Source organism: Faecalibacterium prausnitzii, assembly GCF_003324185.1.
GTDB classification, from domain to species: domain Bacteria; phylum Bacillota; class Clostridia; order Oscillospirales; family Ruminococcaceae; genus Faecalibacterium; species Faecalibacterium prausnitzii.
Genome location: NZ_PXUP01000003.1, coordinates 76,585 through 88,464, shown reverse-complemented (window position 1 = coordinate 88,464; position 11,880 = coordinate 76,585). Strand labels below are relative to the sequence as shown.

The 11,880-nt window shown below is 59.6% G+C and carries 11 protein-coding genes; 3 read left to right on the top strand and 8 right to left on the bottom strand.

Annotated features, from left to right (window positions below; translation table 11 throughout):
• Positions 1–217: 217 nt before the first annotated feature.
• From C7J97_RS03010 to C7J97_RS03000, 3 genes are read right to left on the bottom strand one after another with little or no spacing between them, the layout of a single operon-like run.
• Positions 218–1,222, bottom strand: a complete 1,005-nt coding sequence (locus tag C7J97_RS03010) for a TRAP transporter substrate-binding protein (protein WP_113992000.1) — start codon at positions 1,220–1,222, stop codon at positions 218–220.
• Positions 1,219–2,034: a response regulator transcription factor gene (locus tag C7J97_RS03005; RefSeq protein WP_097785922.1), complete on the bottom strand. Its 816-nt coding sequence runs from the start codon at positions 2,032–2,034 to the stop codon at positions 1,219–1,221. The genes C7J97_RS03010 and C7J97_RS03005 overlap by 4 nt, the downstream gene beginning before the upstream one ends.
• Positions 2,031–3,560, bottom strand: a complete 1,530-nt coding sequence (locus C7J97_RS03000; RefSeq protein ID WP_113991999.1) for a sensor histidine kinase — start codon at positions 3,558–3,560, stop codon at positions 2,031–2,033. Before C7J97_RS03000 ends, C7J97_RS03005 begins: the two co-directional genes overlap by 4 nt.
• A 311-nt stretch (positions 3,561–3,871) precedes the next feature.
• Between C7J97_RS03000 and C7J97_RS02995 the strand changes: the two genes are divergently transcribed.
• Entirely contained in the window at positions 3,872–4,402 is a 531-nt protein-coding gene (locus C7J97_RS02995) for a YcxB family protein (protein ID WP_113991998.1), read from the top strand.
• 153 nt (positions 4,403–4,555) lie between these two features.
• Here C7J97_RS02995 and C7J97_RS02990 read toward each other — a convergent pair whose 3' ends face one another.
• From C7J97_RS02990 to C7J97_RS15160, 3 genes are read right to left on the bottom strand one after another with little or no spacing between them, the layout of a single operon-like run.
• Positions 4,556–6,142 (bottom strand): mannitol dehydrogenase family protein, encoded by a 1,587-nt coding sequence (locus C7J97_RS02990; RefSeq protein ID WP_044960312.1) that lies wholly within the window; start codon positions 6,140–6,142, stop codon positions 4,556–4,558.
• Positions 6,143–6,147: 5 nt separating this feature from the next.
• A complete protein-coding gene (gene uxuA, locus C7J97_RS02985) occupies positions 6,148–7,245 on the bottom strand; it encodes a mannonate dehydratase (RefSeq protein WP_015537860.1) in 1,098 nt (365 codons plus the stop codon).
• A gap of 28 nt (positions 7,246–7,273) precedes the next feature.
• The gene (locus C7J97_RS15160; protein ID WP_207657555.1) at positions 7,274–7,561 is read right to left on the bottom strand and encodes a hypothetical protein; all 288 of its coding nucleotides are present in this window, start codon (positions 7,559–7,561) and stop codon (positions 7,274–7,276) included.
• A gap of 54 nt (positions 7,562–7,615) precedes the next feature.
• Here C7J97_RS15160 and C7J97_RS02980 point away from each other — a divergent pair, with 54 nt between their 5' ends.
• Positions 7,616–7,801 (top strand): hypothetical protein, encoded by a 186-nt coding sequence (locus tag C7J97_RS02980; RefSeq protein ID WP_113991997.1) that lies wholly within the window; start codon positions 7,616–7,618, stop codon positions 7,799–7,801.
• Positions 7,802–7,925: 124 nt separating this feature from the next.
• The gene (locus tag C7J97_RS02975; RefSeq protein ID WP_113991996.1) at positions 7,926–9,296 is read left to right on the top strand and encodes a D-serine ammonia-lyase; all 1,371 of its coding nucleotides are present in this window, start codon (positions 7,926–7,928) and stop codon (positions 9,294–9,296) included.
• 85 nt (positions 9,297–9,381) lie between these two features.
• Here the strand turns inward: C7J97_RS02975 and C7J97_RS02970 are convergent, their stop codons facing one another.
• The gene (locus tag C7J97_RS02970; RefSeq protein ID WP_005923378.1) at positions 9,382–10,119 is read right to left on the bottom strand and encodes a YebC/PmpR family DNA-binding transcriptional regulator; all 738 of its coding nucleotides are present in this window, start codon (positions 10,117–10,119) and stop codon (positions 9,382–9,384) included.
• A gap of 168 nt (positions 10,120–10,287) precedes the next feature.
• Entirely contained in the window at positions 10,288–11,826 is a 1,539-nt protein-coding gene (locus C7J97_RS02965) for an RsmB/NOP family class I SAM-dependent RNA methyltransferase (RefSeq protein WP_113991995.1), read from the bottom strand.
• Positions 11,827–11,880: the final 54 nt, after the last annotated feature.

Here is an 11,880-nt window from a genome sequence, read left to right as displayed (position 1 = left end):
CTGATTGCTCGTGGCCTCATTCTAACGCAAAAGATTTTAGCCATCAAGAGGATTGATAAAATGTCCTGTTTTTTGCAAAAAAGTGAAAACGTATCTGTGCATATTCAACAAGTTCGCCTGGGGGATATTGTCGAGCTTGCCGAAAAATGTTCGCAAAAAAACTCGTCCCTAAACTGATATATCACATAGAGACGAGTTATTTCGTATATCTTGTTCTTCAGCTCTCCCGGATCCGCTGGATGAGTTTGGCGTGGCTGCGGAACCGGTCGTACATGGGCTGTACCGCTGCGCGGAAGCGGGCTTTTTCGGCCTCGTCCAGTTCGGTGACGCAGATGCCTCGCTTGCGCATATTCTGCTCTGCGTTCGCCTCCCGCCGTGCCCAGAGCTCCCGCTCTGTCTGTGCGCTCTCCCGGGCGCAGGCACGGATCACCTCCGGGAAGCTCTCGTCCAATGCGGCAAGCTTTTCCATCACCGCCGGGCTGGCCAGCTGCACCTCCGGCACCCGGGTGTGCTCGTCCTTCAGGAAAAAAGGCGCCACCTCGTAGTGTCCCATCACTTCGTAGCTGGGCCAGTTGTTCTCTGCCCCGTCGATCTCGGCGTTATGCAGGGCGGCATATACCTTGCTGTACACCACCTGCGCCGGCTTTGCACCCAGTGCGGTGATCATGTCGCTCATCATGTCCGACTCCTGCACCCGGATGGTCAGCCCCTGCAAATCATCCAGCCCGGTCACCTTTTCCCGGGTGTAGAAGCTGCGCACACCGGCATCGAACCACGAAAGCCCCACTAAGTCCATCCCGTCCAGTATGGCCAGAAACTCATCCCCGATGCTGCCGTCCAGCACCCGCCACATCTGCTGGGCATCGCTGTACAGGTAAGGCAGCTGCAACACGCTGAGCTCCGGCTCGTACTCTGCCAGCTGGCTCAGGGACACGCGGGAAAAATCCACCCCGCCGAACTGCATCTGCTGGATGACGCTCTGCTCTGCGCCCAGCTCTGCCCCGCTGTAAACCAGCACCTTCACCCGGCCGCCCGTGCGCTGCGCCACAAGCTCGGCAAAGGCCTTTGCCGCCTTGCTGGTGGGGTAGTCCTCCGGCTGGTTCTCCGCATAGCGCAGGATGAGCGGCTTCTCCTGCTGCGAAGAAGCAGACTGCGCCGTACAGCCTGTAACTGCCAGCGCCGGGGCTGCCGCAAGCAGACGCAGCAGCTGACGGCGGGTCACAGCCGCGCCTCCCGGGCTGCCTTTGCCGCTTCCTTCCGGTACTGGGTGGGGGTCATGCCGGTGCGCTTTTTAAAGGCGCGGGCAAAGTAACTGGCGTCCTCGTAGCCCACCATAGAGGCTACCTCCGCTGCGGAGCGGAAGGGGTCGGCCAGCAGTTCTTTAGCTGCGTTGATGCGCAGCTCGGTCAGACAGTCCAGAAAATTCATCTTCTGGTATTTTTTGAACTGCGCCGAAAGGTACGCCGGGCTGATGTGCAAAATTTCGCTCACGCTGTCCAGCGAGAGGTCTGCCATATAGTTATCTTCCATATACTTGCGCACATGGTCCATCACCAGTGCGTTGCGGTCGCTCTCCCCTTCCCCGGCGGGCTCGGTCTCCTGCTCCGGGGCGGTTTCCGGCTCCGGGGCTTCCGCAGCCAGCTCGGCCAAGCGGCGGCCGGCCTCGATCTGCCGGATAGCGCGGCGGATGGCGGCCTCGGTCTCGTCCGGGTCCACCGGCTTCAGCAGATAGTCGCAGGCACCCAGATGCACCGCCTCGTGGGCGTACTGGAACAGGCTGTACGCCGTGATGAAGATCACCTTGCACTCCGGCCGCTGCTCCAGCACCGCGCGGGCGGCATCCAGGCCGTTCATGCCCGGCATCTCAATGTCCATCAAAATCAGGTCTGCTTCCCAGAGCACAGCGGTGTCGGCGGCTTTGCGGCCATTTTCCGCCATCTCCACCGTCACCTCATGCTCGAACCGGCGCATGACGATATCCGCCAGCGCCTCCCGCTCCATTCTCTCATCATCCGCGATCAACAGACGAATCATTCCTCAAATTCCTCCTCATTCTCCACCAGCGGCAGATACAGGATCACCGCAGTTCCCCGCCCCGGCCGGGAGCGCACCACCACCCGGCAGCGGGCATCCAGCAGCCGCAGGCGGGCGGCCACGTTATAAATACCGATATGCTCCCAGCGGGGCGCGGGCTGCTCCAGTGCCGTGCGCAGCTGCTGCAGCTGCTCCGGCTCAATGCCCATGCCGTTGTCCAGTACCCGGATGCACAGCAGACCTTTTTCCCGCAGGGGGATCATGCGGATGCGCACCACGCCGCCCTCTTCCTTGGGGCAGATGCCGTGCTTGAAAGCGTTTTCCACGATGGGCTGCAAGATAAAGGACGGCACCATCGTCTCGGTCAGGTCCAGTGAATCCGAGAACGCCCACTCCATCTGCACCCGGTCGCCAAAGCGCACATGGTAGATGGAATAGTACTCATCCACAACGCGCACCTCCCGGGAGAGGGGCACCTGCTCATCGTTGCTCATCAGGCTGTAACGCAGCAGATGGGAAAGCGCCATGATGAGCGCCTGCGTGCGGTAGGCGGACTCTGTGCCCGCCATCTGCTGGATGACGTTCAGGGTGTTGAACAGAAAATGCGGGTCGATCTGGCTGCGCAGCTGCTGCAACCGGCTGCGCTCCATGCGGTTCTGCAGTTCCAGCGCCTCGGTCTTTTGGCGATGCAGCTCCCGCTCGATCTCGTTTTTCTCCTGCAGGGTGTTCACCTGCTGCGCCATAGAGTGCTTCATGCGGTTGAAGGACTCCGCCAGCTGGCCGATCTCCGGCTGCTTGGGCAGCGGGATGTCCGGGGTATCGAACTGGCTGCGGCTGATAGCGCGGGAGGCCACGATCATCTGAGACACCGGAGTCAGCAGCCGCATGACCATCAGACCGGAGGCACAGCCCAGCGCCACGCACAGTGCCACCACCACGATCTGCATCAGGGCGATCCGCTCGCCCAGCTCCGAGATCTCGGTGTAAGTAGTCTGGGCATCCAAGATCGAGGCTTTCAGCAGCTGCATGGTGTACTGGCTCAGATACCCGCCGCAGACCGAGACCTTGTTGTAGTACAGCTGGGAAGCCTTTGCTTCCTGCCCACTGGAAAGGTAGCCTTCCAGCTCTTCCAGCAGGGTGTTGTAGCTGCCGTAGGTGGTCTCCACCGCGCCGTACAGCACCCACTGCTCATCGCTGACGTTCTGCAAGCCGTCCATATTGGATCGGATGCGCCACAGCCATGCGTTGCTGGTGGAGCAGGCTGCCTGAAGCTTTTCCAGCATTTCCTCAGTCTCGCCGTTCTCCCAGCGGTACGCTTCCAGAATGCTGATGGAGCTTTCCACACCGCCCTGAAAGCGGCTGATGGCGTTAAAGTTGCCCATCTGGTCGTCCTGCACCTGCTGCACCGCCCGTGCCTGATAGCCGTTCAGGGCAAGCTGCAATGCAAAGGCCGCAAAAAATGCTGCCAGACACAGCACCATGCGCTGCTTGAGCGTAACGATGTGCTTCCAGTTGCGCTTTTCCATGCAAGGCTTCCCCCTTTTTCGTAAGGTGTATCTGAAAACAAAGAAAATGACGAATATTTCGCAAGCACAAGCGGGATTTAAGGCAAATAGCCGCAGGAATCCTTTGTGGATTTCAAGGCTGATTCACGCAAAAGCCAGCTGTGCTTGTAGAAATAGACTAAATTTTCGACTTTTCAGATACACCCCAGATAATATCTTATTTTACCACGCCTTGCGGGCGGTTTGCAAGCCGGATGCACCGCCGCCGATGCATCTTTTGCTTGCTTCTTGCCGGTAAATGTGGTACTATGCCCAAAAAGGAGGGTAACTTTATGACCCAGAATATTTGCGTTTCCGTTCAGATGGACGAAAAAAGCTTTCACGATTTTGCATCTTTTGACCTGCTGCGCCACAACAAGGGCTGGCAGCGTCCGGCGGTGTTCACCGCCATTCTGCTGGTGTGTGCCGGCATCTGCCTGAGCCAGATCGGCAAGCGGGAGGGTGCCGGGCTTTTGACCGCCGTGCTGGCCATCGTAGCCATCGGTCTGCCCGCCGTATACTTCGGTACCTTCTTTGCCAACCTCTCCAAGCAGATCAAAAAGCTGGGTCTGCCCCGTCCCTTCTACCGGCTGGAACTGGACGCCGCCGGGCTTTCGGTCTGGATGGCCGGTGAGCAGAACAAGACCGAGCCCACCAACCGCTACACTTGGAACACCGTGTACTGCGCCTACCGCACCAAAGAGGCGGTGTACATCTACGTCCAGAAGAATCAGGCCTATCTGCTGAACGAGAGCATGGATGCCGCATGGAGCCTGCTGAGCAGCGCCCTGCCCGCCGCCAGCCTGCACGACTGCCGGAAATAAGGGCAGCGGAAAATCTATTTTTCTTTCGAACTCCCGGAGCGTCTGTGGACGCTCCGGGATTCTATTTTTACATAACAATTTTCACAAAACAAAAACCCACGCTGCGGCAAAGCAAAAGCGCAGCGTGGGTCACGGAAATAGCGTTATAAAGTTTTAGCGGGCGAGGGTGTACTTGTGCAGGGTCTTGCGCACTGCGCCGTTACCAGCGTACAGCTCCTTGACCATGCCCTCGATCTTTTCGCCAAGACCGACGGCGTACAGATCCACGCCGAACACATCGGCACGGCTGTACAGAGCCTTCAGGCAGCTGAAGTCCTGCTCGCCTTCCTTGACCTCCAAGGGGTTGACGATGGCCTGCAGCTCAGCCAGCAGCGGATCGGGAGAGATCTCGAAGGGCTGGCCGTTGTCGTCGATGCCCTTCAGGTAGCGGGCATAGCCTGCCAGCACCAGCGGGATCAACACAAGGTTGGACTTGTCCAGACCGCGCTCCTCGTAAGCCTTGATGGTCTCGCCGAAGCGGATAGCCAGCTTCTGAGAGGTATCGGTAGCGATACGCTGGGGAGCATCGGGCATGAAGGGGTTGGGCAGACGGCGGTTGATGACAGCGCCGATGAACTCGTAGGGGTTCAGCACGCCGGGATCGACCACAACAGGCATAGCCTCGATATAGCCGATCTTCTGGATAAAGGAGCGCAGATCCTCGTCTGCCATCTCGGCAGAGATGAGGTTGTAACCCAGCATGCAACCATAGATGGACATGGCAGTGTGCAGGGGGTTCAGGCAGGTGCAGACCTTCATCTTCTCGATCTTGTCCACGGTCTCGCGGTCGCAGTACAGCACACCGCCCAGTTCCAGCGGAGGACGACCGTTGGTGTAGTGATCCTCGATGCACAGGTACTGGGTCTCCTCGGCGTTGACGAAGGGAGCGGTGAAGGTGTGCTTCTCGGTCACGATGGTGTAGTTGTCCTCAAAGCCGTCCTTTGCCAGCATTTCCTGCACCTTTGCGTCCGGGCGCGGGGTGATCTTATCGATCATGCTCCAGGGGAAGGTGATCTTGGTCTCGTCCTGCACATAGGCCAGGAACTCGGCGGGCACCAGACCCTGCTCCACCCACTTTGCAGCGTAGGCGTGGACGGCAGTCTTGACCTTATCGCCGTTGTGAGAGCAGTTATCCATGCTCTGCACGGTCAGGGGCAGCTTGCCGGCCTTGAAGCGCTCGTACAGCAGAGCGGTGACCTTGCCCATGGCCAGCACGGGGGTCAGGCCGCGCTCCAGATCAGCGGGAGCAACGCCGTAGCCCTTCTCGGTGATGGTAAAGGAGATCATCTGCAGGCTGGGGTTCTGGAAGATCTCCACCAGACGTGCCCAGTCGGCACCGAAGGAGTAGTCAGCCTTCAAGCTCTCGGTAACGGAAGCGATGACCTTCTTCTCGATCTCGCCGGTGGACTTCAGGCAAACCAGCAGGCTCAGGTTATCGTAGGGCTGGTAAGCCTTATCGATGATCTCGTAGTCGAAGCTTTCAGCCACGATGACGCCGCGGTCGTACTTGCCGCTGTTCAGTGCATCGTTCAGCACGGCAGCGGGGAAAGCGCGGAAGATGTTGCCGGCACCGAAGTGCACCCAAGTGGGCTCGGCGTGGGTCTTGGCCTTGACAGCCTCGATGTCGAATTTGGGCAGCTCGTAGCCCTTTTCTGCCCACTCGGCGGACAGATTGCCGTTTTTGATATCAGACAGCTTCATAATCATCAGCCCTTCTTTTCTTCATCCAGACGGTCCAGCAGATCCCAGATACCCAGCATATACTGGATGCCCAGAGCACGGTCATACTTGCCATAGCCGGGGCGGCAGACGCCGGGGCCTTCCTCCCACAGCTGACGGCCGTGGTCAGGACGGATGTAGCCCTCAAAGCCGCAGTCATGGTAAGCGCGCATCACCTCAATGATGCCGGTCTCGCCGCAGCAGTCGCGGTGCGCAGCCTCAGAGAAGTCGCCGTTGGGGAAGTGGTGGATATTGCGGACGTGGCCGAAGGCAATGCGGTCGCAGTGCTTGCGGATGATCTCGGCACAGTTATTGTTGGGGTTTGCGTTCAGGCTGCCGGTGCACAGGGTCAGGCAGTTGTACGGATCGTCCACCATCTTCAGGAAGCGGTCGATGCTGGGCTCGTCCACCAGCAGGCGGGGCAGGCCGAAGATATCCCAAGGAGGATCGTCCATGTGGATGGCCATCTTGATGTCGCACTCGTGGCAGGTGGGCATCAGAGCTTCCAGGAAGTACTTCAGGTTCTCCCACAGCTTCTCCTTGGTGACAGGGGCGTAGGCCTTGAACAGCTCGTCCAGCTTTGCCATGCGCTCCGGCTCCCAGCCGGGGAAGGTCATATTATACTTCTCGGTGAAGGACATGATATACTCAGCCATCGCCTTGTAATCGCCCTTGATCTTGTCCTTCTCGTAGAACAGTGCGGTGGAGCCATCGCCTACCGGGTGGAACAGGTCGGTACGGGTCCAGTCGAAGATGGGCATGAAGTTGTAGCAGATGACCTTGACGCCGAACTTGGACAGGTTGCGGATACACTGCTTGTAGTTCTCGATATACTGGTCGCGGGTGGGCAGACCGATCTTGATATCGTCGTGCACGTTGACGGACTCGACAACATCCATATCAAAGCCGTAGGCGTGGATCTGGTCTGCAACCTTCTGGATCTCGTCGATTTCCCAGATCTCGCCGGGCATCTTGTTGTGCAGTGCCCAGACGATGCTGGTCACGCCGGGGATCTGCTTGATGTCGCTCAGGGTGACGGGGTCGTTGCCCTCGCCATACCAGCGCCAACCCATTTTCATAGGCATAGAGAAGTTCCTCCTGTCGTTATTTATCTTATGGCACGCGCAGTACGCCTGCACGCTCTTCTTGCTTATATTCTAATATATCAGTTTTAAAATAGCAATACGCACAATGCCATTTTTTTGTGTTTATTCTTGTATACTTTACACAAAAATGGCAAAATGCCAGTTTTTTAACAAGGTTTTTGGGCAGTGTGCTGCTCTTCTTCCAAGCTTTTCCTGTTCTTGCGGTCAGCACAGCTTTTCGACCGGTTTGCGTAAAAATATGTCCTGTTTCCGTTAAAAGTCCGTTCTGTGGTACATTTGCCCTGTTATACTGCAATTACACCGAGGGACGGCAGCATCTCCCCATCAACCGGAAAAAGAGAGGCACACTATGGACGAAAGCAACTTTGTGGTAAAGACCATCTTCCACGCCCGCGGCAGCTCCGAGGTACTTACCGAAAACTATTTTGCCACCCGGAAGGAGGCAGAGGAATTCTGCGCCCTGACCGACTATGCCATGAAGCTGAACTACGGCGCAGAGCAGCAGCTGGTGACCACCGAGATCGTGGCGCTCTGACCCGCCCGGCACAAAAAGCAGCCGGTTGACAATTCCTGTAAAAACCTTTATATTCAAGACATGCAGCGCTCCGCAAAAACCGCCGGGCGCGCCATCTGGTTTTATATATAAAGGAGGATCCTCTATGGTTTCACCTACCAAGTGCATTGCCGGGCGTTCTGTTGCCGATTGGATCGCGGCATATCCCGTGGTCTCTGACCTCTGCGCCCTGAAGGAGACTGCATGGGTAAACCCGGACAAGCTGCCCTTTGCACAGGCTGCGGCTGCCTGCCCGCTGAGCTTGGCCGACATTGAGGACGCCGCCGCACGGCTGGAGCGGTTTGCGCCCTATCTTGCCGTTGTCTTTCCCGAGACCGCTGCGGCGGGCGGCATCATCGAGTCCCCTGTTCAGCCCATCCCCCGGATGCAAAAAGTGCTGGAGGAGCGCAGCGGTACCCCCGTCGCCGGGCAGGTATGGGTCAAGTTGGACAGTCATCTGCCCATTTCCGGCTCCATCAAGGCGCGGGGCGGCATTTACGAGGTTCTGAAAACCGCCGAGGACATTGCCCTGCACAGCGGGATGCTGCACCTTACCGACAACTACGCCGTTCTGGCAGAAGAGCGCTTCCGCAAGCTGTTCTCACAGTATTCCATCGCGGTGGGCTCCACCGGCAATCTGGGGCTTTCCATCGGCATCATGAGCGCGAAGCTGGGCTTTCAGGTCACTGTGCATATGTCCGCTGACGCGCGGCAATGGAAAAAAGACCTGCTCCGCAGCCGGGGCGTCAAGGTGGTGGAGTACGCCTCTGATTACAGCATCGCCGTGACCGAGGGTCGTAAGCTGGCGGCGGGTGACCCCCACTGCCACTTTGTGGATGACGAAAACTCCAAGACCCTCTTTCTGGGCTATGCTGTGGCTGCCCTGCGGCTGAAAAAGCAGCTGGACGCGCAGGGCGTCACCGTGGACGCGGAGCATCCCCTCTTCGCCTATCTGCCCTGCGGCGTGGGCGGTGGCCCCGGCGGCGTGGCCTTTGGCCTGAAGATGCTGTTCGGCGATGCCGCACACTGCTTCTTCGCCGAGCCCACCCACTCCCCCTGCATGATGCTGGGCATGGCTACCGGCGAAAACAGCAGCGTCTGTGTGCAAGACTTTGGCATCGATAACCGTACCGCCGCCGATGGTCTTGCCGTGGGGCGCGCCTCCGGCTTTGTGGGCGGGCTGATGCGTCCCTTTATGAGCGGCTGCTACACCCTGCAGGACGAGCGGATGTACACCCTTCTGGCACAGCTGGCTGATACAGAAGAGCTTTTCCTTGAGCCCAGTGCTCTGGCGGGAATGTACGGCCCGGTGCTCACCCAGCCCGGGCAGCTGCTTGGCGCTTACACCGAAACCGCCCTGCCCGCCGGTGCGCTGGCAAACGCCACCCATCTGGTCTGGGCCACCGGCGGAAATATGGTTCCCCGGGAAGAAATGCAGCGCTACTACGCAAAAGGCAAAGCGCTGGCACAGAGATAACAAGCAAAAGCCGCCTTTCGTGCCTTGCAGCACAAAAAGCGGCTTTTTATCGTCTTATTCTAGGAGCAAAGAGCCTTGCGGAAGCTTATTCCGGCAGGTCCTCTTCGTTCTCGAGAGAGTGCCAGACGTTCTGGACGTCATCGTTATCTTCCAGAGAATCCAGCAGCTTGCCCATCTGCTTCAGCTGATCGGGATCAGTCAGGCGGGTGGTGGTCATGGGCACCATGGCCAGATCATCGGACAGGATCTCGTAGCCCTTCTCTTCCAGAGCCTTGACCACAGCGGAGTAGTTCTCGGGATCGGTGGTGACCTCGGCTGCGTCCTCGCTGGCATCAAAGTCCTCGGCACCGGCATCCAGAGCGTCCATCATGGCCTCGTCGGCGTCCTTATCCTCCAGAGAAATGTCGATGACACCCTTCTGGTTGAACAGGAAGGCCACGCATCCCATAGCGCCCAGATTGCCGCCGTTCTTATCGAAGTAGTGGCGCAGGTCGGCAGCGGTACGGTTGCGGTTGTCGGTCAGGGTCTCCACCATGACTGCCACGCCGCCGGGGCCGTAGCCCTCGTAGGTGATGGCCTCGAACTCGGTCTTGTCGCCGCCCTCGGCCTTCTTAATGATACGCTGGATGTTATCGTTGGGCACGCTCATGCGCTTTGCCTTGGCGATCAGGTCTGCCAGCTTGCTGTTGGAAGCCGGGTTGGGGCCGCCGTCACGGACGGCAACGCTGATCTCGCGGCCGATCTTGGTAAAGACCTTGGCGCGGGCGCCGTCAGTCTTTTCCTTCTTGCGCTTAATGTTGTTCCATTTGCTATGTCCAGACATGGGAAAGAGCCTCCTAAATTTATCGGTATCTCCGCCTGCGGGCAGACGGGCTGTGGTCGCCCGCTTGTGGCAGCACACAAAATCTAACTCTGTTATTCTATCACAATCCACCGGCGCGTTCAAGCCTGAAAAGCCTGATTTTCGCCCGGATGCGTGTAAATCTGCGGTTTACAGCAGCCGCAGTGCCTTGGGGTAGTGGTTTTTCACCCGCCCGCCGGACACCTTGCCGCCGCCCAGCGGCCAGCCGTCCACGGTCACGCAGCACCAGCCGTCCGCTGCCGTGCGGGCTTCCACCTCGCGGCCGGAGAGATACTCGGTGCAGCGGCAGTCGGCAAGGGTCAGCTGCTCGCAGTTCGTGCACAGGCTGCCAAAGGCCGTGAACAGATGATGCTCCGGCACAAAGCGCCCCTTCTGCACACTGCCTACGAACACCCCCGCCCGCAGCACATGGAGCCCCGTCTGCGGAAAGGCCACCGGCAGCAGCACACCGCCGCCGTGCACCACAGCCGGGCGCTGCGCCAGTGCGGGAAAATACTGCCGGGCAAACTCCTGCCATGCGGCAAGGCTCTGCGCCGGGGTGGCTTCCCCTGCCCCGGTGTCCCGGGTGCGGCGGCTCGTGCCCTGCACAGCGTCCCGGCAGGCGCGGCTGTCTGCGCGGCGAGTGCTGCGGGCATCTGCCGCCTTGGCAGGCTTTGCCTTACCCTTGCCCTTTTTGCCCGCCTGTGCAGCAGCGGCAAGCCAGAGCTGCTCCTCCGGGGGGTATTCCCCCTCCGGCGGCAGGGTGCGGGGCGTGCCCGCCTTGACCAGCCGGGCCATAAAATGCCCCTCGCCGCCCTGACAGGGCCAGATGCGGCGCACCTTACTTACGTCCAGCGACAGGCCGCCGGTGCGGTTCTCTTCACCCGCGCTGCCAAAGGTGTAGTCCACGTTGCCCAGTACATCGGCCAGCGCAAACTCCGGGTGGCGCTGCAAAAAGGCCGCCACCTGCGCTTCGTCCTCCTCCGGCGCAAAGGTACAGGTGGAGTACACCAGCTGCCCGCCGGGAGCCAGTGCCGCTGCGGCGCAGTCCAGAATCTGCGCGCCCAGCTCTGCGCACTGCTTTACCAGTGCTTCGCAGTGCTGCTGCAGCGCTACTGGTTCCTTGCGGAACATTCCCTCACCGGAGCAGGGCGCATCCACCAGCACCCGGTCGAAAAACTCCGGCAGCGCCTCGGCAATGCGGGCGGGGGTCTCGTTGAGCACTACGGCGTTGGAAACGCCCATGCGCTCAAGGTTGCTTTTTAAAATCTCGGCACGCGCAGCCACATACTCGTTGCTCACCAGCACACCGCGTCCCTGCAGCGCCGCCGCCAGCTGGCTGCTTTTGCCGCCGGGCGCGGCGCACAGATCCAGCACCCGCATCCCCGGCTGCACCCCCAGCAGCGGCGCTGCCGAAGAAGCCGAGGGCTCCTGCGAATAGAACACACCCGCATGGTGGTACGGATGCCGCCCGGGCTTAAAATCCGGCTGATGCACCACAAAGGCTGCCTTGCAGAAGGGCGAAGGTTCCAGCGGGAAATCTGCCCTCTGCGCAAACTGCTCCGGTGTGGTGCGCAGCGCCGACACGGTGACCCCGCGCTCTGCCGTCTGCTGCGGGGCGGCATACAGCTGCTCGTACCGCTGGCCCAGCAGGGCACGCTCCCGCTGCTCAAAATATTCCGTAGGCATATTCTTTTCCTCCCATGGGATGTATAAAGCCGCCGGCTGCGGCCACACTATGGA

Excerpts from the sequence above, each read along its gene's own strand:
- C7J97_RS03005 (WP_097785922.1), bottom strand. The coding sequence starts at position 2,034 with ATGATTCGTCTGTTGATCGCGGATGATGAGAGAATGGAGCGGGAGGCG.
- C7J97_RS03000 (WP_113991999.1), bottom strand. The coding sequence starts at position 3,560 with ATGGAAAAGCGCAACTGGAAGCACATCGTTACGCTCAAGCAGCGCATG.
- C7J97_RS02995 (WP_113991998.1), top strand. The coding sequence starts at position 3,872 with ATGACCCAGAATATTTGCGTTTCCGTTCAGATGGACGAAAAAAGCTTT.
- C7J97_RS02990 (WP_044960312.1), bottom strand. The coding sequence starts at position 6,142 with ATGAAGCTGTCTGATATCAAAAACGGCAATCTGTCCGCCGAGTGGGCA.
- uxuA (WP_015537860.1), bottom strand. The coding sequence starts at position 7,245 with ATGCCTATGAAAATGGGTTGGCGCTGGTATGGCGAGGGCAACGACCCC.
- C7J97_RS02980 (WP_113991997.1), top strand. The coding sequence starts at position 7,616 with ATGGACGAAAGCAACTTTGTGGTAAAGACCATCTTCCACGCCCGCGGC.
- C7J97_RS02975 (WP_113991996.1), top strand. The coding sequence starts at position 7,926 with ATGGTTTCACCTACCAAGTGCATTGCCGGGCGTTCTGTTGCCGATTGG.
- C7J97_RS02970 (WP_005923378.1), bottom strand. The coding sequence starts at position 10,119 with ATGTCTGGACATAGCAAATGGAACAACATTAAGCGCAAGAAGGAAAAG.
- C7J97_RS02965 (WP_113991995.1), bottom strand. The coding sequence starts at position 11,826 with ATGCCTACGGAATATTTTGAGCAGCGGGAGCGTGCCCTGCTGGGCCAG.